The sequence below is a fragment of the Burkholderia sp. Ac-20379 genome (assembly GCF_017104645.1).
In the GTDB taxonomy this organism is placed as follows: domain Bacteria; phylum Pseudomonadota; class Gammaproteobacteria; order Burkholderiales; family Burkholderiaceae; genus Burkholderia.
On record NZ_JAAGPF010000140.1, the window covers coordinates 1 to 17993 of the forward strand.

Sequence of the window (17993 nt, forward strand, 5' to 3'; positions counted from 1 at the left end):
TGCGGCGCTGCGCTTGCGGCGCCGCGCCAGCGCGAACGAGTGGCGCGGCCGGTCGTGCCAGAGCGCGGCCGCGCGGCGCACAGCGGCGTCGAACGAATCGTCCTCCACCGTGCAGATGCCGTCCACCGTCAGTTGCCAGCCGTTGCGCAGGCGCGTGCAGGTCACGCGATCCTCTTCCATGAGGTCGGCGTACCAGCGCCAGACGCGTGCGTCGTCGACGTTCGCGCGCACCGCTGCGCTCAGCCGAACGAGTTCGAGGTCCTGTTGCTTGCCCATCTTGCTCCCTGCCGAACGTGGCTTCGATTGACCGAGGTGACGCCGGTTGCGGCGGCTCGCCGAGCTTAACGGCGCACGCACCTGAAAGTCCTGACGATCGTCTGGAAGGATTCTGAATGCGCCGGTGCGGCGTAGAAATTTATTCCCCGCATCGGCGATTTCAGAACAAAGTTTGGCAATTTTTTCCGGGCCGCCCCACGTATCATTTCCTGCATTCGGAAAGGGGCAGAAGACCAGACATGAGCACATTGCATTACCTCGATTACGCCGCCACCACGCCGGCCGATCCCCGCGTCATCGCCGCGATGGCCGATTGCCTCGGCCTCGACGGCGTGTTCGGCAACCCGGCGTCCAGCTCCCATGCGGCCGGCGGCGCGGCGCGCGCACGCGTCGAACAGGCCCGTCGGCAGGTGGCCGCGCTGATCGGCGCGCACGCCGACGAGATCGTCTGGACCTCGGGCGCGACCGAATCGAACAACCTCGCGCTGAAGGGCTATGCCGAACGGGCCACCGGGCGCCGCCATCTCGTCACGAGCCGCCTCGAGCACAAGGCCGTGCTCGATACGATGGCGCACCTGGCCAAACAGGGGCTGTCGGTCAGCCTGGTCGGGCCGGACGCCACCGGCGCGATCACGGCCGACGCCGTGGCGGCCGCGATCGGCCCCGACACCGGCCTCGTCTCGCTGATGCTCGTCAACAACGAGATCGGCACGCTGACCGACATCGGCGCGATCGCGCAGGTGGTGCACGCGGCGGGCGCGCTGCTGCACGTCGATGCCGCGCAGGCGCTCGGCAAGACGCCGATCGACGTGCGGGCGCTCGGCATCGATCTGCTGTCGATGTCGGCGCACAAGGTGTATGGCCCGAAGGGCATCGGCGCGCTCTACGTGCGCCGCGAGGTGGCGGCCCGCATCGCGCCGCAGATGCACGGCGGCGGCCACGAGCAGGGCCTGCGCTCGGGCACGCTGGCCACGCATCAGATCGTCGGCATGGGCGTGGCCTGCGAACTGGCGGCCAGCGAGCTGCAACACGAAATCGCCCGGATCGCCGCGCTCAACGCGCGCCTGCGCGCCGCGGTGCTGGCGCTCGGCGACGTGGTGCAGAACGCCGAGGCGGCCGCACGCATTCCGCACACGCTGAGCCTCACCGTCGACGTGCCGGGCTTCTTCCCGTTCATGCTCGGCGAGGCGCTCGCGGTGTCGTCCACCTCGGCCTGCAATTCGGCGGCCGGCACGCCGTCGCACGTGTTGAGCGCGATCGGCCTCGATGCCGGCGCGGCGGGGCGCACGGTGCGCCTGAGCTTCGGCCGCTTCACCACCGAGCAGGACGTGGATTTCGCCGCCGCCTGCTTCCGGCAGGCCATCGCGCAATGCCGCGCCGCCGCGGCCAGCGGCTTCACGGCGTCGCGCCAGATCGCGCCGGCCGACCTGAAGGCGATCCGCGACGCGGGCTTCCGCGCGATCCTGTGCAACCGGCCCGACGGCGAAAGCGCCGATCAGCCGGCCTTCGAAGCGATCGCCGCCGCCGCGCGTGCGCTTGGCCTGGAGGCGCGCTATCTGCCGGTGGCGTCGGCCAGCGCCATCGGCGAGCCCGAACTCGATGCGTTCGCGGCGCTGGTGGAGGCGCTGCCGAAGCCGGTGTTCGCTTACTGCCGCACCGGCAACCGCGCGAGCGTGCTGTGGAACCGGCTCGCCGAGCGGCGCGCGGCGGTCGCGCCCGCCTGATGCGTCGCTGACGCACCGCTGCCCCGGGCGCGACCGCACGCGCCCGAACCGGCTGCGCCGCGCAACGCGGGCCGCCGTTGTTCTGCCTGCCTCGATTTCTTGCCACGCTTCCCGCTTCCCGCGTTCGGCTCGGCCTCCGCGGCGGCGCCGCTTGCAATAGAATTGGCGGCGCATGCCGCGCCCGCGTTGTCGCGCGGCACTCCGTTTCGCTCCCCTGCGCGCTCCGCGCGAACCCGGCATGAACAACACCACGCAGCAAGCCATCGTCCACCAGTTGCGCGAGAAGATCCTCAACGCGGAACTGTCGCCGGGCCAGCGGCTCGTCGAGGCGCAACTCGCCGAGGCGCTCGGCGTGTCGCGCACGCCGCTGCGCTATGCGCTGAGCGTGCTCGCCTCGGACGGCCTGCTGGAGCGCTCGGGCGCGCGCGGCTACGTGGTGCGGCGCTTCGGCGTGGACGACGTGCTCGATGCGATCGACGTGCGCGGCGTGCTCGAAGGGCTGGCCGCGCGCTCGGTGGCCGAGCGCGGCATGACGCCGGAGCTGGCCGACGCGCTCGACGCGTGCCTCGCGCAGATCGACGCGCTGTTCGCCGCGCCCGCGCTGTCGGACGCCGACGTGCGCGACTACGCGCGCCTGAACGGCCAGTTCCACGATCTGATCACGCAGGCGGCCGGCAACGCCGCGCTCAGTTCGGCGCTCGCGCTGAACGAGCGGATTCCGTTCGTGTCGGCGGCCACCGTGGTGTTCGACGAGGACGCCAAGGAGCAGCAGCGCGCGATGCTGTGCTACGCGCAGCGCCAGCATCACGCGATCGCGGCGGCGTTGCGGCGCGGCGAAGGCGCGCGCGTCGAGGCGCTGATGAAGGAGCACACGCAGATCTCGAAGGACAGCCTGAACCTCGTGCCGGCCCACCCGCGCCTCGCCGGCCGGCAACCCTGAGCGCCCGACGCATGGATCGCCGCGAACCGCCCAATCTCGCCCATCTGCGCGTCTTCAAGACGGTGGCGGAGGTCGGCAGCGCGTCCGGCGCGGCCGCGAAGCTGTTCCGCGCGCAATCGGCCGTCACGCGCGCGTTGCAGGAACTCAAGGCCTGGGCCGGCGAGCCGCTGTTCGAGCGGCGCGCGGCCGGCATGATGATGACGCCCGTGGCGCGCGTGCTGCTCAAGCGCGCGAACCGCGTGTTCCACGAACTCGACGAGGTGGCGAGCTGGTGCCACGCGCTGCAAACGGGCCGCCGCCCCGCCGCCGAGCGCCCGCTGCCCGCCTATCTGCTCAACACGCGCCGCCTGCAACTGGCCGTCTCGCTCGCGCGCCATCGTCACATGCCGAGCGCCGCGCACGCGCTCGGCGTCAGCCAGCCGGCCGTCAGCAGCGCGATCCGGATTCTCGAAACCGGCGCCGGCATCCCGCTGTTCCATCGCCATGCGCGCGGCGTGATGCTCAGCAGCGAAGGCGAAACCTTCGTGCTGCATGTGCGGCGCGCGCTGAACGAGCTGCGCCACGTGGAAGACGATCTGGCCGCCGCGCGCGGCGTGATCCAGGGCAGCGTGGCGATCGGCGCGCTGCCGCTCGGCCGCGCGCTGATCCTGCCGTCGGCGATCGCGCGGCTGTCGGCGGCGTGCCCGCAGGTGCGCATCGCCACCGACGAAAGCGCCTACGAGACGCTGGTCGCGAACCTGCGCGCGGGCGATATCGATTTCGTGTTCGGCGCGCTGCGCCAGGACGATCCGGCCAGCGGCCTGCTCAACGAAAAGCTGATGACCGAGGAACTGGCGGTGATCGCGCGGGCCGGGCACCCGCTCGCCGAGGCGCGCGGCCTGACGCTGCGCCAGTTGGCCGGCGCGCAATGGGTGCTGCCGCGCTCGAACGCGCCGGCGCGCGCCACCATCGACAGCGTGTTCACGCGCCAGCGCCTGAGGCCCCCGCAGCCCACCGTGGAGACGGCCGATCTGGCCATCATCCGCGGGCTGCTGCTGTCGACCGACATGCTGGCCGTGCAATCGGCGCAGCAACTGCATTACGAATGCCGCTCGGGCGAGCTGAAGATCCTCGACATCGCGCTCGCCGACACGCGGCGCGACATCGGCCTGATCATGCGGGCGGGCGGCACGCCCTCGCCGGCCGCGCGCGTGCTGATCGACCTGATCCGCGAGGCGGTGCGCGGCATGCCGCCCGCGCCCCTGCCCGCCTCCGGCGCTTAAGCCGCCGCCAGCTTGCGCTTGACCACCAGCGCCAACGGCACCGTGAAGCAGAAGTGCGACATGAACCCGCCGATGATCACGTTCGGATCGAAGTAATCCGGGTGATTCGTCGAGGCGATCGAGATCGCCACGTGCATCGCGAGCCACGCCACGATCGCGTAGAACAGCGCCGCGAACGTGGCCTCGTAGCCGCGCCGGCGCAACGCCGGCCAGATCGCCGCGAACAGCACGCCCCAGCCGATCGCGAACGCGAAATGGATCGCCGTGCCGAGCACGTAGGCCCAGATCCCGATCGCCTCCTGGAACGCCCGGCCGAACACGAGGCCGGTGGCGTTGCGCGGAATGCCGGCGAGCGGCATCAGATGCTGCGCGCCGACCCAGATCAGCGCCTCGTAGATCCAGATGCAGACCGCGCCGGTCACGCCGGCCTGCGCGCCCACCCGCACCAGCGTGCCGATGTCGCGCGGGCCGGCGTCCGCCTGCGCGCCGAAGCCCGCGTGCTGCACACCGCTGTTGTCGTTCATGTCGTGTCTCCGTCGTTGTGATTGGGGAATGGTCAGGCGTCCGAAGCCGGCGCGGTGATGAAGCGCACCGCCACGCGGTTCATGACGATCGCCGCCGCGGCGATCAGCGCGGGCACGGCCAGCACCGAGAACACCGTCGCGAAGCTGAACCCGAGCGACAGCAGCGCGCCGCCGACCAGCGAACCGAGAATCCCGCCGAGCCGGCCGATGCCGAGCATCCAGCTCACGCCGGTGGCGCGGGCGCGGGTGGGATAGCAGGTCGGTGCGAGCGCGTTGAGGCCCGTTTGCGCGCCGCTCATGAAGAAGCCCGCGCAGGTCACCAGCACCGGCAGCAGCGCCGATTTCAGCGAGCCCATGCCGAGCGCGAAGATGAAGCAGCCGCCCAGCAGATAGGCCATGCCGATCACGCCGTTGCGATCGAGCCGATCCATCGCAAAACCCACCGCCACCGCGCCCACCGTGCCGCCGAGCTGGAACAGGCCGGTGATGGCCGCCGCGCGCTCGACGGGCAGCCCCGCATCCTTGATCAGCGTCGGCAGCCAGCCCGTCAGCAGATAGATGATCAGCAGGCCCATGAAGTAGGTCAGCCACAGCATCAGCGTGCTGAAGCCGTAGCCGTCGGCGAACAGCAGCCGCACCGGCGCCTTGCCGGCCACGGCCGGTTCGGGCGCGGTGAAGCGCACGTCGGCGTCGAACCGGTGGCCGCACACGCGGCCGAGCGTGGCCGCGATCGCCTGCGCCGGGCGGCGGTGCACCAGCATCAGCCGCGCCGATTCGGGCAGCAGCCACAGCAGCAGCGGCACGCTCAAGAGCGGCAGCGCGCCGCCGAACACGAACACCGCGCGCCAGCCGAAGTGCGGGATCAGCGACGCGGCCACGAAGCCGCCGACCCCGGAACCGAAATTGAAGCCGGTGAACATGATCGTCAGCAGCAGCGAGCGGTTCTTCGACGGCACGTATTCCGACAGCAGCGTGGTGGAATTCGGCATCGCCGCGCCGAGCCCGAGCCCGGTCAGGAAGCGCAGCACGATCAGTTGGAACGGCGATTGCGCGAACGCGCACAGCAGGCTGAACAGGCCGAAGCACAGCACCGAGCCGATCAGCACGCGCTTGCGGCCGATGCGGTCGGCGGCCGGGCCGGCCACCAGCGCGCCCGCCGCGAGGCCGATCATCGCGGCGCTCATCACCGGCCCGAACGCGGCGCGGCTCACGGCCCAATCGCGCATCACGACCGGCGCGACGAAGCCCATGATCGCGACGTCGAGGCCGTCCATCGCCACGATCCAGAAACACAGCGCGAGCACGAGCCATTGGAAGGCCGACATCCGGCGCGCATCGATAAAGGCCTTGATGTCGACGGCCTGGGCAGAAATCATGGTTGTCTCCGAAATGACACGTCGTTTAGGCGCGCAACGGTGCGTCGCCACGACTCGGGATACCAAAGTAGATACATGCCGGGCTGGCCGGAACCGCGGGTTTTACCTTAACAACCCGATAAATCGCTGTTTAAAAGGCGCGAACCCGAATCGCACGCCGCCCGCGAGCCTTGTCCAGGCGGGGCGTTTGGGATCCCAAAATGCGTTTTCCCGGTTTTCGGGCCACACCCCGGTCATGCAAGGGCGATAAACAAATCAGATGGCTGCGCGCGCAGGTCGCAAGTGCGCACGCACGAGCGCGTGCGGGCGGGCGGCGCGGTCAGGCTGGCGCGGAGCGGACGTCGGGCGAGGCGGCGAAGCGGAGGAACGGTGGGAGGAACGCAGAGGAACGGCGGAAGCGATGCGCCGCGAGCAGCGGCGATGCGGATGCGAATGCGGAGCGGGGAAAACCAGCGGGGAAACGCCACCCGTCAGAGCGAAATGGCGGCAAAGCGACGGCAAAGCGGCAAGCCGAACGGGGCAGCCCACAGCCGCCCCACTCCCGTTACTGCTCGGCGAACTCCACGCGATTGCGGCCGCCGCGCTTGGCCCGGTACAGCGCCGCGTCGGCGAGCCCGTAGGCGGTGTCGAAGCTCGTGCCGGCCACGTTGACGCTGACGCCGAAGCTGGCCGTGATGCGCCGGTTCACCTGCGGCACCACCAGCGAATCGCTGATGCTCTGCCGCATGCGCTCGGTCAGGTCGACCGCGCCGGCGAAATCGCTGCGCGGCAGCAGCACGGTGAATTCCTCGCCGCCCACGCGCCCGATGAAGCCGACCTCGCCCACGATGCGCCGCAGGCAATCGACCACGCCGAGGATCACGGCGTCGCCGGTCGGATGGCCGAAATCGTCGTTGACCTTCTTGAACTCGTCGATGTCGAGCACGACCATCGCGGCGTTGCTGGTGCGCAAGGTCTTGGCGGTGAGCTCGATCACGGCGCTGCGGTTCAGCACGCCGGTCAGCGCATCGTGCGAGGCGCGGTGCGCCAGTTGTTGCGCCAGCGCCTGCATCTCGCGCTCGGCGCGATCGCTGCGGCCGATCAGCCGCCGCGTCTCGCGCATCAGGCGCTCGTAGTGCTCGATCAGCTCGCCGAGCGAACGGCGGAGCGTGTCGGCATCGGCGTCGCCGGCCAGGTGCGTGGCGCGCGCGCGTTCGAGCGCGGCGCTCTCGTTCTGGAACAGATCGGGCGCGGCGCCCGCGGACGTGTCTCGTGAAGACGTCGAACTCACCTTGCCTTCCTTAGTGCGCGACTGGACGATCGGTGAACTCGATGGCGCCGAAATCCGCCTTCAGTTCCTCGCCGAATTCGGCGATCGTCTCGTCTTCTTCGTCGCGATACCAGTTCAACGCCACATGGCTGCCCGATTGAGCGGCCTGGTCGAGCGAATCGAAGATGCTGAACAGCATCTTGGTGCTCGAGCTGTTGAAGTAGGTCAGCGCGACATCGATTGTGATTTCGGCCCCCGAGCTGGCGTCGAGATACTGACCCAGTTGCTCGATGATCGGGGCATAGAACGCGGCTGCGTTTTCGGGGTAAGACTCGCCCTTGATCGCCAGCTGATGTTGATCGAAACGGAAATCGATCTCAGGCGACGTCGTCGTGGCGGCAATGTAAAGGTTATCCATGGTTCGAGCGCCTCCTACTCAGATGATGGCCGTGAGACAAAACAGCGTGATCCCGGAATCGTCGTCACGCGGGTGAAAAGCGAATTCAAGCGGCGCGCTCGCATCGCGCGCCATGGTGAGGAAGCCGAGGCCTGCGCCCTTGCTGTCCTCCGGTGTCTCGGCGCGCAATGATACCTTGTATGCCTGCCGGATTTCTTCCAGCGACATCGTGCGCAGCGGTTCGAGCTTGGTGCGCAGGTGTTCGACCTGGCTGGTCGCCACCGGGTTGACGCACCACATCACGTGGCGGTCGCCGTCCTTCGAGACGCACACGGCGCCCTCGCGGATCGCGCCCTGCCCGTCGCCGCCGGGCTGCAGCGCGTCGAGCGAGTAATGAATGATGTTCTGCGACAGTTCGATGAACGACGAGAACAGCTTGCGGCGCGTCGGGCCGGCCACGCCGGCCACTTCCAGCTGCAACTTCACCACCTCGCCCATCGCGGCGACGATGTTATGGGAGAAGTAGCCCTTGTGATAGAACAGCACGTTGCGGCGCTGTGCCAAATCGAAAAAAGCGCTGTCTTGATCGAGCATGTCAGGCATGGTTGCGGTTAGATACGGGCACAAAAAAACGTCACGTCGTCGCGGCGCGGCTGCTGGCCCTGCCATTCGGCCAGCGCCGCGTTGATCCGGTCGCAGATCGCCGCGGGAGCCGCGTCGCGATGCGCGCGGATCGTGTCGAGCGCGCGGCGGCGGCCGAACGCGATCTTGCGCGGGCCGCCGATCTGGTCGGTCAGGCCGTCGGTGCAGACAAACAGCACGCTGCCCGCCGCCACCGGCAGCGAATGCAGCTTCCAGGCGTAATCGGCGCGGCTGTCCACATAGCCCACGCCCATCCGGTCGGCCGCGACGGTCTCGAATTGCTCGGCGCCCGGGGCGAGCAGATACAGGCCGATCTTCGCGCCGGCGAAATGCAGCACGCTCTCGGCCGCATCGAACCAGAAGAACGCCGCGTCGAGCCCGTCGTCGGATTCCGTGCGCTCGGCCGAGCCCTTGGCCTGCCCGAGCAGGCTCTTGACGTTGCGGTTCACCGCCGCGAGCAGCGCGGCCGGGTCACGCGGGCCGATCTGCTCCAGCTCCTTCGACAGCGAAGCCGAAGCCAGCATCGTCATGAACGCGCCCGGCACGCCGTGGCCCGTGCAATCGGCCACCGCGCCGAACCAGCCCCGGTCGTTCGCCGAGAAATGGTAGAAATCGCCGCCCACCACGTCGCGCGGCTGCCAGGCCATCGCCGCGCCGGGCAGCTTCGACAGCGTCTCGCTGGAGGCGCTCAGCATCGCGCGCTGGATCACGCTCGCGTACTCGATGCTCTGCATCACCTCGCGATTCTTCTCGGCCTGGATCTCGGCCACCGCGCTGACCAGTTGCAGGCCGCTACCGAGGCCCGCGAAGCGGCCCTCGCGCGTCACCACGAACCCGTCGATCAGCGCCTTCTCGCCGGCCTCGACCGTGCGGAACGCCAGCGCCTCGATCGTGACGTCGGCGTCGACGATCAGCGGCTCCTTGTCCATGAATGCGATGCAGCTCTTCTTGTCGTACAGCTCGCGATGGAACGGCTTGCTCATCTGCGACATGAAGATATTGCGGTTGATCAGGCCGATCGGACGGCCGCTCTCGATCACCGCGAGGCTCCCCATGTCGCGCCGCGACGAGAAGATCTCCATCACCACCGAGTTCGGATCCTCGGCATCGGCGCAGGGCACTTCCTGGGAGAGATCTCCGGCCGTGCGCGGGTTTCCGGATGCTGAGGAACGGCGAAACCTCGAAAAGGCAGGATGCATGGCAACGCAGCGGGTGAGGAGGAAACAACGGACGCTAACGAGTCTACGTGTACACAATGTGACAAAACACGCACGACACAAGGCACTTTTACGAAAATCCGGAAAGGGAATTTCCGCAAACGTTTCCTATCGTCAGAGGAATTCGAATCGCCCCCGCGCGGTGAATCTTCGCGCGTTGCACGCCGAATTTTTCCGTCGACGCGCTGTGGGCCGATCCCAGGTTGCCGCGTGCCCGGATCGGGACAACCCGGCGGCAACCTGTAACCCGGTTTACGGCAGCAGACGAGCAAGTCTTCAGGGTGCGGGCTGAAGTTCATTCGCCTGATAAATCGGGCCGCCCTGCGCGGCCGTGTCGATCGCGTCGCGCTGCGCGTCGCGGCGCATCGAATCGAGCGGCAGCGCCACGAACACGCTCATGCGACGCAGGATCTGCCGGAACACGCGTTCGAACTCGCGCTGCCGTTCGGCATCGCTGCCCTCGGCCTTCAGCGGATCGGGGTAATTCCAGGTGCAGAACACCGGCGCGCCGCGAAACGCCGGCGCATGTTCCTCGGCCACCTCGGGGCTCATCGAGATGATCACGTCCATCTGCGGGGCGTCGTCGGCCGTGTAGGTCAGCCAGCTCTTGGGCCGCAGCTTGCCGAGGTCGCCGATCGTCGGGCGCAGTTGCGCGATGGCCAGCGGGTGCACGTCCTGCTCCGGCTCGACGCCGGCGCTGAATGCCTCGAAACGGCCCGGCGCCAGTTGTCGAAGCAGCGCCTCGGCCATGATGCTGCGTGCCGCGTTTGCCCGGCACAGAAAAAGCACGTTGAATTTCCGATCCATCCCGCCCCCTGAGTTGTCGCGATCAATTCATCAAATGCACACATTGTTAAGAGGAATTTTTTCGTGTTTGTGACCAAACTCGGTAATTATTACTTTTCTTGATTTTTATCAGAACTATTACTCGGTATCTCGAGCGATTGGCTGGCGTCCCCGCCTGGCAGGGCTTTCGGTACGGCGCATTACGGCCGACGATTTATTTTTCCGAGCCCGGCCCGTTGACGGTTCGCTTTCCCGCACCTGACGATCGGCAAAAACGACCCTTGCCGTTCGGCCCGCCCAGCGCCGCTGTCGTTCATTGTTTGCAAAATTTGCACAAATCTTTACTTGCGCTGTGGCACGTCGCGTATTGACCCCCTACAATCACACGACGCAGCGCCACGGCGGCATGCCGGCGAATCGGCCGGGCCAGGCGTCGTACGAACAGGATCGTTCAATAAGCGGGATCGAGACCAAGCATGACCGGGGCAGAACGTCCAGCCGGTGACACGGCGCGCGCCGGCGCGTCCCACCGCGCTGGCCGCCTTCGCTCGAAGGCCGTGTGCGGGCAACCGATGCGCCGCATTGACGATCTGCCGACCTAGCCCACGCCATGCCCAATCCAACCGTCGCCCTGGTGTCGTCCGCGATGATGAGCCTGCTCCTGCTGGGGCTGCTCGGCTCGCTCGCGCACTCGCGCGTGCGCGGCGTGCGCGAATGGATGGCCTCGAACCTGGTGATGGCGCTCGGGCTGGGCCTGATGCTGCTGCGCGGCCACGTGCACGACGCGTTCGTGATCGTGCCGGCCAACCTGCTGATGGCCGCCGCGGCCACCTGCTTCTTCGCCGGCTGCGCGCGCTTCATGAACCGCAAGCCCGGCTGGCCGGCCTGGTTGCTCGCGCTGGCCGTGCTCGGCGGCGTGCTGGGCTACTGGCGCTTCGCGGTCGACAGCATTCAGATGCGCGTGTTCGCGGTCAGCCTGTATTTCGCCGCCACCAGCATCGGCACCGTCTACGCCATCACGCGGCCGCGCCCGCCCGGCCGCCGCCGCTATCCGTATCTCGCGATCGCCGCGCTGGCCGCGATCTGCGCCGCCATGGAAATCGTGCGCGGCCTGTGGTTCCTGCACCTGCACGCGCCGTCCTCGCCGGCGCTGCTCTCCACCACTGGCAGCGTGATCCTGTCGACGATCGGCGCGGCGGTGCTGCCGATGCTGTCGATGGCCGCGATGATGCTGGTGCACGACGAGCTGCTGGCCGACGCCAGCGAAGCCTCGAACCGCGATTACCTGACCGGCCTGCTGTCGCGCAAGCGCTTCGAGGTGATCGCGCGCAATCAGTTAAGGAAGCGCGTGTCGAGCCGCAAGGTCGCGCTGCTGCTGATCGATTTCGACTACTTCAAATCGATCAACGACGTGTTCGGCCATGCGGGCGGCGACGCCGTGCTGCGCGATTTCGCGGTGCTGGCGCTCGAAAACCTGCGCTCCGACGCCACGTTCGGCCGGATCGGCGGCGAGGAGTTCGGCGTGCTGCTGCCGGGGCTGACCGAACGCGACGCGTGGCAGGTGGGCGAACGCCTGCGCACCGCGGTGGCGGCCCACACGGCCGACACGCCGTCCGGGCCGTGCCGCTACACGATCAGCGGCGGCGTGGCGGTGGCCGAGGACGGCGACACGCTCGAACGCCTGTACGTGCGCGCCGACCGCGCGCTGTACGACGCCAAGCAGCAAGGCCGCAACGCGATCTGCACGGCGCGGCGCGGCGCGCTCGCGCCGGCCGCGGCGACGGCCTCGGTGTGACGCGCCCCGGCACGACGGCGGGCCGGCGGCGGAACGGCGTTGTCACACAACCCATGCAGCCTATGCAGTTTTCGATTCGGACAAGGTAAGCCCGGCATGAATCACGGCCCGTTGAAACTCGATTGCCATTGCGCCACCTTGCGGCAGGCCGCCCGCGCCGTGACGGCGATCTACGATGCGCGGCTGGCGCGCCACGGCGTGCGCGTGACGCAATTCACGATCCTCAAGGCGCTGTTCCGCGCCGATCCGACCTCGATGCGCGCGCTGTCCGACGCGCTGCTGCTCGACCAGACCACGCTGAGCCGGACGCTCGCCACGCTGCGCAGCCGCGCGCTGGTGCGCTCGCAGCCCGACGCCACCGATCGCCGCGTGCATCTGTGGTGCCTGACACGCACCGGCGAGGCGCTGTACGAAACCTGCCTGCCCGATTGGCAGGCGGCTCAGTGCGATCTCGAACGCCAGGGCGGCAAGCCCGACCTGCAGGCGTTCAGCGACGACATCTACCGGCTGACCGAGGCGCTGGCCGGTTGAAGCCGGCCCGGCGGCGCGCGGATTCTTGATTGCGGGGCAAGGGAAATTCGCCCGCCGGCGGCTGGCGGGCAACGCGCGCGGCCCGCATACTGGGCGCTCTCTTTTCGACCGACAGGAACCCGCACCATGCCGAACGTCAGCCAATCCATCGAGATCGCCGCGCCCGCCGAACGCGTGTGGGCCATCGTCGGCGGTTTCAACGCCCTGCCCGTCTGGCTGCCGCCGGTGCTGGCCTCGCGGCTGTCCGACGACGGCCGCACGCGCCACCTGGAGATCCAGGGCGGGCTCGTGGTGATCGAGCAATTGCTCGAACACAGCGACGCCGAGCGCCGCTACAGCTACACGATCCTCGAAGGCCCGGACCCGGTGACCGATTACGTCGCCACGCTGTCGGTCGAGCGCACTGGCGAGGCCAGCGCGAAGGCCACCTGGCAGAGCCGCTTCACGCCGAACGATCCGCAAAACGCGGCGCAACTGGTCGCTCAGTACGAAGGGCTGTACGCGCTCGGGTTGGCGCACGCGAAGGCGCTGGCCGAGGACGGCGAGGCGGCCTGACGCCGCGCACCGGCTGCGGCGCGCTCAGGCACGCCGCGCGCCCTCACATCGCCGTCACCGGCACATCCGGCTCGAGCTTCTGCCAGACGAAGCCGATATGCTCGACCATCCGCCGCCGGGCCTCCTCGGGCCGGCGCGCGCGGATCGCCTCCCACAACGCCAGATGCTGCGCGAGGATCTGCTCGCCCACCTGCTCGCGCAACGCGAACAGGTTGCTGTTGTTCAGCGAGATGTGGGTGTGCAGCATCTTCGCGAGGCTGCCTTGCAGATGGCGCAGCATCGCGTTGTGCGAGGCGCTGGCCAGCGCCGCGTGGAAATCGCCGTCGAGCGCCGATTCGCGCGCGTGATCGCCGTCGCGGTGCGCGGCCACCATGCCGTCGAGCACGTCCTGAATCCGCCGCAGATCGTCGGGGCCGGCGCGCAGCGCGGCCAGATAGGCGGTGGTGCCTTCCAGCATCAGCCGGAACTCGAGCATGTCGGGGCGCAGCTCCGGATGGTCGCCCACCAGTTGCCGCCACGGCGAAATCAGCCCCGTCTGCAAGCTCTCCGACACATAGAACCCCGACATCGGCCGGCTCGTCAGCAGCCCGCGCGCCACGAGCCGCTGCAAGGCCGTGCGCACCGTCGAGCGCGCCGCGCCGAAGGTTTCCGCCAGCTTGCGCTCGCCCGGAATGCGGTCGCCGGGCGCCCAGACGCCCTCCAGCAATTGCGTTTCGATGTCGCGCTGGATGCATTCGGTCCGGGTCGGGGTTTTCATGGGGCGCTGGAATGCGGGGATCGGGCTGTGTGAACTGGTCGTACCAGTTTGCCGGATCGCCCGCGGGCTGTCGATCATGGCGATCACGCGGTCCAACGCGCACGGCGCTTCATCAACGCCGCCCGCCCCGGCCCGCGACACCCGAACAACACGGCACGCCGCGACGCGCGCCCCGCATCCCCCGCAGGAGAATTCCATGAAAGTGGCCCTGTTCGTGCCTTGTTTCATCGATGCGCTCTACCCCGAGGTCGGCATCGCGACGCTCGAACTGCTCGAAAAACTCGGGCTCGACGTCGATTACCCGCGCCGCCAGACCTGCTGCGGCCAGCCGCTGGCCAACAACGGCTGCGAGGCCGACGCGGCCGGCGCCGAAGCGCTGTTCGTCGACAACTTCGCGGGCTACGACTACGTGGTCGCGCCGTCGTCGAGCTGCGTGCACCACGTGCGCCAGCATCTGACGGCCGCGGGCGAATCGCCGCGCATCGCGGCCGTGCGCGCCAACACCTACGAGCTGACCGAATTCCTGCACGACGTGCTGAAGGTGCGCGACTTCCCGTGGGCCGCGTTCCCGCACACGGTGGGCCTGCACAACAGTTGCAGCGCGATCCGCCATCTGCATGCGGCCTCGATGAGCGAGATCCAGGGCGAGCCGTGGTCGAAGGCGCGCACGCTGCTCGACGGCGTGCGCGGCATCCGCTTCGCCGCGCCGGCCCGGCCCGACGAATGCTGCGGCTTCGGCGGCACGTTCTCGGTGTCGGAGGCGGCCGTGTCGGTGCGGATGGGCCAGGACAAGGTGCGCGACCATCGGCAGGCCGGCGCGCAGTTCATCGTGTCGGCCGACATGTCGTGCCTGATGCACCAGCAAGGCTGCGCGGCGCGCGAAAAAACGCCGATGCGCTTCCTGCACATCGCCCAGGTGCTGAACGGCATCGACGCCGCCCGACTCGCGCCGGCCGCCGGCGAGGAGGCCCACGCATGAGCAAGCCGACCCGGGTGGATCACGCGAAGGCCGCCGAGGCGTTCCTCGCCAAGACCGATCACGTGGCGTTCCACGACCGCCGCCTGTGGGACATCCGCAAGAAGCGCGACGCGCAGGCCGCCTCGATCGAGGAATGGGAAACGCTGCGCGCACTGGCCTCGCAGATCAAGGAGCACACGCTGTCGCGGCTGGCCGATTATCTCGGCCAGTTCGCCGACAACGCCGAGGCGAACGGCGTCAAGGTGCACTGGGCGCTCGACGCCGAGGCGCACAACGAGGCCGTCTACCGGATCCTCGCATCGCACGGCGTGACCACGCTCGTCAAAAGCAAATCGATGCTGACCGACGAGTGCGAGCTGCGCGAATATCTGGCGCCGCGCGGCGTGAGCGTGATGGAAACGGATCTCGGCGAGCGGATCCAGCAGCTCGACAACGAGCCGCCGTCGCACGTGGTGATGCCGGCCGTGCACAAGCTGCGCGGCGACGTGGCCGAGCTGTTCGGCCGCACGCTCGGCACCGATCCCGCCAACGACGACATCCACTACCTGGCCGAAAGCCAGCGCGTCACCACGCGCCCGGCGTTCCTCGCGGCGGGCGCGGGCATGACGGGCTGCAACTTCGCGGTGGCCGAAACCGGCACGGTGGTGGTCTGCACCAACGAGGGCAATGCGGATCTGTCCGCGAACGTGCCGCCCGTGCACATCGTCTCGATCGGCATCGAGAAGCTGATCCCGCGCGTGGCCGATCTCGGCGTGTTCGTGCGGCTGCTGTCGCGCAGCGCGCTCGGCTCGCCGATCACGCAGTACACGTCGCATTTCCGCCAGCCGCGCCCCGGCGCCGAGATGCACTTCGTGATCGTCGACAACGGCCGCTCGGCGCGGCTCGCGATGGACGATTTCTGGTATTCGCTGAAGTGCATCCGCTGCGGCGCCTGCATGAACACCTGCCCGGTGTACCGGCGCAGCAGCGGGCTGTCGTACGGCAGCACCTATGCCGGGCCGATCGGCGCGATCCTGAACCCGGCCTACGACCTCAAGCGTTTCAGCACGCTGCCGTTCGCCTCCACCATGAACGGCAGTTGCACCAACGTCTGCCCGGTCAAGATCAACATCCACGAGCAGCTTTACCGCTGGCGGCAGATCGTGGCCGAGGAAGGCGAGCTGCCGCGCGTGAAGCGCGGGCTGATCAAGGTGGCCGGCAAGCTGCTCGCGAACCCGGCGCTCTATCGCGCCTCGGTGCGCTCGATGCAGACCGCCCTGCACCGCCTGCCGAACCTGGTGCTCTACAACCCGCTCAACACCTGGGGCAAGGGCCGGGCGCTGCCCGACGCGCCGCGCCAGACGTTCCGCGACTGGTACGAGGCGAACCGCGGCCAAGCGGCCAAACCGGACGATCGCGACGCGGCCGAAACGCCGCCCGCCAACGGCAACCCCGACCAGGAGACGCAACGATGAGCACCACCCGCGAGGAATTCCTGCTGCGCGTGCGGGCGGCGCAGCGCGTCGCCGTGCGCGAGAACGACGGCCCGGCGCGCGCGCCGGCCACGCCGCTTACGCCGCCTACACCGTTCACAGCCGCCGCCGGCGACGATCCGCATCCGCTGCCCGCTTTGCCGGTGTTCGACACGCCGCCCGGCGATCGCCGCGAGCGCTTCTGCACGAGCCTGACGACGATGGGCGGCAAGCACGCCGCGCTCGATTCGGCGCAGGATCTGCCCGGCTGGTTCGCCGAGCGCTTTCCGGGCCACGTGCCGCTGTCGGCCGCGCCCGAGGTGCCGGGTGCGGAGCCGCTCGATCCGGCGCGCGCGCCGGCCTCGCTGCACGAGGTCGAGGTGGGCGTGGTGCGGGCGCGCTACGGCGTGGCGGAAACCGGCTCGGTGTGGCTGTCGGAGGCCGAATACGGCGTCAATGCGCTCGGCTATCTGGTTCAGCATCTGGTGGTGCTGCTCGATCCGGCGGATCTGGTCGACGGCCTGCAGGATCTGTACCGTCTGCCCGATTTCCGCGACGCGCGTTATGCGGCGCTCGTCACCGGGCCCTCGGCCACGGCCGACATCGAGGGCGTGCTGATTCAGGGCGCACAGGGCGTGCGCTCGCTGACGGTGGTGTGGCTGGCGAAGCCGGCTTGAGCAGGCGGTTGCCGCGCCGGATCAGGCCGACTGCCGCGAGAAGATCCGGATCACCGAATTGAGGTGGGTCAGCATCGCGCGGCGCGCGCCCTTCGCGTCGCGCGCCTCCAGCGCGTCGAGGATCGCGCGGTGCTCGACCTCCGAGCGATGCGGCATGTCGCGCGGCGTGTAGAGCTTCTGCAGGCGCTGGAACAGCAGGTCGTAGCGATGCGCGAGCAGTTGTTTGATCATCATCGCGTAGGCGTCGTTGCCGCTGGCCTCGGCGATGCGGATATGGAACAGCCGGTCGCCGGGGTGCGTGGTCGAGCCGCTGCGGTTGTCCTGCTGATTGCGCAGGAACGCCTCGCGGATCGCCGCCAGTTGCGCGTCGGACGCATGGAGCGCAGCCAGCTCGGCCGCCTCGGGCTCGATCAGCTTGCGCGCCTGCAGCAGCGAGAACGGCGGGATTTCGGCGTCCAGATCGAATTCGATGCCGAGTTCCGGATCGACTTCGAGCACGCTCGGGCGCGCCTTCGCGCCGGCCGGCGGCGCGTCGGCCGCAGGCTGCTCGCGCGGCCGCACCGACACGCCGTCGCCCACCCGCACCGACACCAGCCCGATCACTTCCAGCGCGATCAGCGCCTCGCGCACCGAGGTGCGCGACACGCCGAACTGCGCGGCCAGCTCGCGCTCGGGCGGCAGATAGCTGCCCGGCGGGAAGCTGCCGGAGTCGATCATCGCGCGAAGCTGGTCGGCGATCTGCTGGTAGAGGCGGCGGTTCTGAATGGGTTGGATCGGCATACGTTCGCTGGCGGGACCCGTCGGGATCGAAACGATTCGCGGCCGCTGCCGTTCAGGCAACGGCAGCGAACCAGA

General features: G+C 68.9%; 19 protein-coding genes. 9 read left to right on the forward strand and 10 right to left on the reverse strand.

Annotation, left to right across the window (positions count from 1 at the left end; genetic code table 11):
• Window positions 1-276 (reverse strand): hypothetical protein (locus G3N92_RS18575; RefSeq protein ID WP_206128995.1); only part of this gene is annotated, 276 nt, incomplete at its 3' end.
• A 239-nt stretch (window positions 277-515) separates the two neighbouring features.
• Between G3N92_RS18575 and G3N92_RS18580 the strand changes: the two genes are divergently transcribed.
• The 3 genes from G3N92_RS18580 to G3N92_RS18590 all read left to right on the forward strand — a co-directional run bounded on the left by G3N92_RS18580 (window position 516) and on the right by G3N92_RS18590 (window position 4202).
• Window positions 516-2000 (forward strand): aminotransferase class V-fold PLP-dependent enzyme, encoded by a 1485-nt coding sequence (locus G3N92_RS18580; protein ID WP_206128996.1) that lies wholly within the window; start codon window positions 516-518, stop codon window positions 1998-2000.
• A gap of 238 nt (window positions 2001-2238) precedes the next feature.
• Entirely contained in the window at window positions 2239-2940 is a 702-nt protein-coding gene (locus G3N92_RS18585; RefSeq protein ID WP_206128997.1) for a GntR family transcriptional regulator, read from the forward strand.
• An 11-nt stretch (window positions 2941-2951) separates the two neighbouring features.
• On the forward strand, window positions 2952-4202 hold the full coding sequence (locus tag G3N92_RS18590) for a LysR family transcriptional regulator (RefSeq protein ID WP_206128998.1): 1251 nt from the start codon (window positions 2952-2954) through the stop codon (window positions 4200-4202).
• Here G3N92_RS18590 and G3N92_RS18595 read toward each other — a convergent pair.
• The 7 genes from G3N92_RS18595 to G3N92_RS18625 all read right to left on the reverse strand — a co-directional run bounded on the left by G3N92_RS18595 (window position 4199) and on the right by G3N92_RS18625 (window position 10396).
• Complete coding sequence (locus G3N92_RS18595; RefSeq protein WP_241014875.1) at window positions 4199-4726, reverse strand: hypothetical protein; 528 nt, start codon at window positions 4724-4726, stop codon at window positions 4199-4201. The genes G3N92_RS18590 and G3N92_RS18595 overlap by 4 nt on opposite strands.
• A 32-nt stretch (window positions 4727-4758) precedes the next feature.
• Window positions 4759-6102 (reverse strand): MFS transporter, encoded by a 1344-nt coding sequence (locus tag G3N92_RS18600; protein ID WP_206128999.1) that lies wholly within the window; start codon window positions 6100-6102, stop codon window positions 4759-4761.
• A gap of 544 nt (window positions 6103-6646) precedes the next feature.
• Window positions 6647-7372 (reverse strand): GGDEF domain-containing protein, encoded by a 726-nt coding sequence (locus G3N92_RS18605; protein ID WP_206129000.1) that lies wholly within the window; start codon window positions 7370-7372, stop codon window positions 6647-6649.
• 10 nt (window positions 7373-7382) lie between these two features.
• Window positions 7383-7769 (reverse strand): DUF1987 domain-containing protein, encoded by a 387-nt coding sequence (locus G3N92_RS18610; RefSeq protein WP_206129001.1) that lies wholly within the window; start codon window positions 7767-7769, stop codon window positions 7383-7385.
• 18 nt (window positions 7770-7787) lie between these two features.
• Window positions 7788-8351 (reverse strand): SiaB family protein kinase, encoded by a 564-nt coding sequence (locus G3N92_RS18615; protein WP_206129002.1) that lies wholly within the window; start codon window positions 8349-8351, stop codon window positions 7788-7790.
• Between the two features lie 8 nt (window positions 8352-8359).
• Window positions 8360-9589, reverse strand: coding sequence for a SpoIIE family protein phosphatase (locus G3N92_RS18620; RefSeq protein WP_206129003.1), 1230 nt, complete (start codon window positions 9587-9589; stop codon window positions 8360-8362).
• A gap of 294 nt (window positions 9590-9883) precedes the next feature.
• Complete coding sequence (locus G3N92_RS18625) at window positions 9884-10396, reverse strand: arsenate reductase ArsC (protein ID WP_346778327.1); 513 nt, start codon at window positions 10394-10396, stop codon at window positions 9884-9886.
• Window positions 10397-11003: 607 nt separating this feature from the next.
• Between G3N92_RS18625 and G3N92_RS18630 the strand changes: the two genes are divergently transcribed.
• From G3N92_RS18630 to G3N92_RS18640, 3 genes are all read left to right on the forward strand, one after another.
• Complete coding sequence (locus G3N92_RS18630) at window positions 11004-12188, forward strand: GGDEF domain-containing protein (RefSeq protein ID WP_206129005.1); 1185 nt, start codon at window positions 11004-11006, stop codon at window positions 12186-12188.
• Between the two features lie 111 nt (window positions 12189-12299).
• Window positions 12300-12719, forward strand: coding sequence for a MarR family winged helix-turn-helix transcriptional regulator (locus tag G3N92_RS18635; protein ID WP_206129012.1), 420 nt, complete (start codon window positions 12300-12302; stop codon window positions 12717-12719).
• A 126-nt stretch (window positions 12720-12845) separates the two neighbouring features.
• Window positions 12846-13274, forward strand: a complete 429-nt coding sequence (locus G3N92_RS18640; RefSeq protein WP_206129006.1) for an SRPBCC family protein — start codon at window positions 12846-12848, stop codon at window positions 13272-13274.
• A 43-nt stretch (window positions 13275-13317) separates the two neighbouring features.
• Here G3N92_RS18640 and G3N92_RS18645 read toward each other — a convergent pair whose 3' ends face one another.
• Window positions 13318-14031, reverse strand: a complete 714-nt coding sequence (locus G3N92_RS18645; RefSeq protein WP_206129007.1) for a FadR/GntR family transcriptional regulator — start codon at window positions 14029-14031, stop codon at window positions 13318-13320.
• A gap of 196 nt (window positions 14032-14227) precedes the next feature.
• Here G3N92_RS18645 and G3N92_RS18650 point away from each other — a divergent pair, with 196 nt between their 5' ends.
• From G3N92_RS18650 to G3N92_RS18660, 3 genes are read left to right on the forward strand one after another with little or no spacing between them, the layout of a single operon-like run.
• Window positions 14228-15010 (forward strand): (Fe-S)-binding protein, encoded by a 783-nt coding sequence (locus G3N92_RS18650; RefSeq protein WP_206129008.1) that lies wholly within the window; start codon window positions 14228-14230, stop codon window positions 15008-15010.
• A complete protein-coding gene (locus tag G3N92_RS18655; RefSeq protein ID WP_241014876.1) occupies window positions 15007-16464 on the forward strand; it encodes a lactate utilization protein B in 1458 nt (485 codons plus the stop codon). Before G3N92_RS18650 ends, G3N92_RS18655 begins: the two co-directional genes overlap by 4 nt.
• The gene (locus G3N92_RS18660; RefSeq protein WP_206129009.1) at window positions 16461-17138 is read left to right on the forward strand and encodes an LUD domain-containing protein; all 678 of its coding nucleotides are present in this window, start codon (window positions 16461-16463) and stop codon (window positions 17136-17138) included. The genes G3N92_RS18655 and G3N92_RS18660 overlap by 4 nt, the downstream gene beginning before the upstream one ends.
• A 21-nt stretch (window positions 17139-17159) precedes the next feature.
• Here G3N92_RS18660 and G3N92_RS18665 read toward each other — a convergent pair whose 3' ends face one another.
• Window positions 17160-17918 carry a FadR/GntR family transcriptional regulator gene (locus G3N92_RS18665; protein ID WP_206129010.1) on the reverse strand — a complete coding sequence of 253 codons (759 nt, stop codon included), beginning with the start codon at window positions 17916-17918 and terminating at the stop codon, window positions 17160-17162.
• Window positions 17919-17993 lie beyond the last annotated feature (75 nt).

Excerpts from the sequence above, each read along its gene's own strand:
- G3N92_RS18620 (WP_206129003.1), bottom strand. The coding sequence starts at position 9,589 with ATGCATCCTGCCTTTTCGAGGTTTCGCCGTTCCTCAGCATCCGGAAAC.
- G3N92_RS18640 (WP_206129006.1), top strand. The coding sequence starts at position 12,846 with ATGCCGAACGTCAGCCAATCCATCGAGATCGCCGCGCCCGCCGAACGC.
- G3N92_RS18590 (WP_206128998.1), top strand. The coding sequence starts at position 2,952 with ATGGATCGCCGCGAACCGCCCAATCTCGCCCATCTGCGCGTCTTCAAG.
- G3N92_RS18615 (WP_206129002.1), bottom strand. The coding sequence starts at position 8,351 with ATGCCTGACATGCTCGATCAAGACAGCGCTTTTTTCGATTTGGCACAG.
- G3N92_RS18630 (WP_206129005.1), top strand. The coding sequence starts at position 11,004 with ATGCCCAATCCAACCGTCGCCCTGGTGTCGTCCGCGATGATGAGCCTG.
- G3N92_RS18610 (WP_206129001.1), bottom strand. The coding sequence starts at position 7,769 with ATGGATAACCTTTACATTGCCGCCACGACGACGTCGCCTGAGATCGAT.
- G3N92_RS18600 (WP_206128999.1), bottom strand. The coding sequence starts at position 6,102 with ATGATTTCTGCCCAGGCCGTCGACATCAAGGCCTTTATCGATGCGCGC.
- G3N92_RS18650 (WP_206129008.1), top strand. The coding sequence starts at position 14,228 with ATGAAAGTGGCCCTGTTCGTGCCTTGTTTCATCGATGCGCTCTACCCC.
- G3N92_RS18655 (WP_241014876.1), top strand. The coding sequence starts at position 15,007 with ATGAGCAAGCCGACCCGGGTGGATCACGCGAAGGCCGCCGAGGCGTTC.
- G3N92_RS18645 (WP_206129007.1), bottom strand. The coding sequence starts at position 14,031 with ATGAAAACCCCGACCCGGACCGAATGCATCCAGCGCGACATCGAAACG.
- G3N92_RS18585 (WP_206128997.1), top strand. The coding sequence starts at position 2,239 with ATGAACAACACCACGCAGCAAGCCATCGTCCACCAGTTGCGCGAGAAG.
- G3N92_RS18660 (WP_206129009.1), top strand. The coding sequence starts at position 16,461 with ATGAGCACCACCCGCGAGGAATTCCTGCTGCGCGTGCGGGCGGCGCAG.
- G3N92_RS18580 (WP_206128996.1), top strand. The coding sequence starts at position 516 with ATGAGCACATTGCATTACCTCGATTACGCCGCCACCACGCCGGCCGAT.
- G3N92_RS18665 (WP_206129010.1), bottom strand. The coding sequence starts at position 17,918 with ATGCCGATCCAACCCATTCAGAACCGCCGCCTCTACCAGCAGATCGCC.
- G3N92_RS18595 (WP_241014875.1), bottom strand. The coding sequence starts at position 4,726 with ATGAACGACAACAGCGGTGTGCAGCACGCGGGCTTCGGCGCGCAGGCG.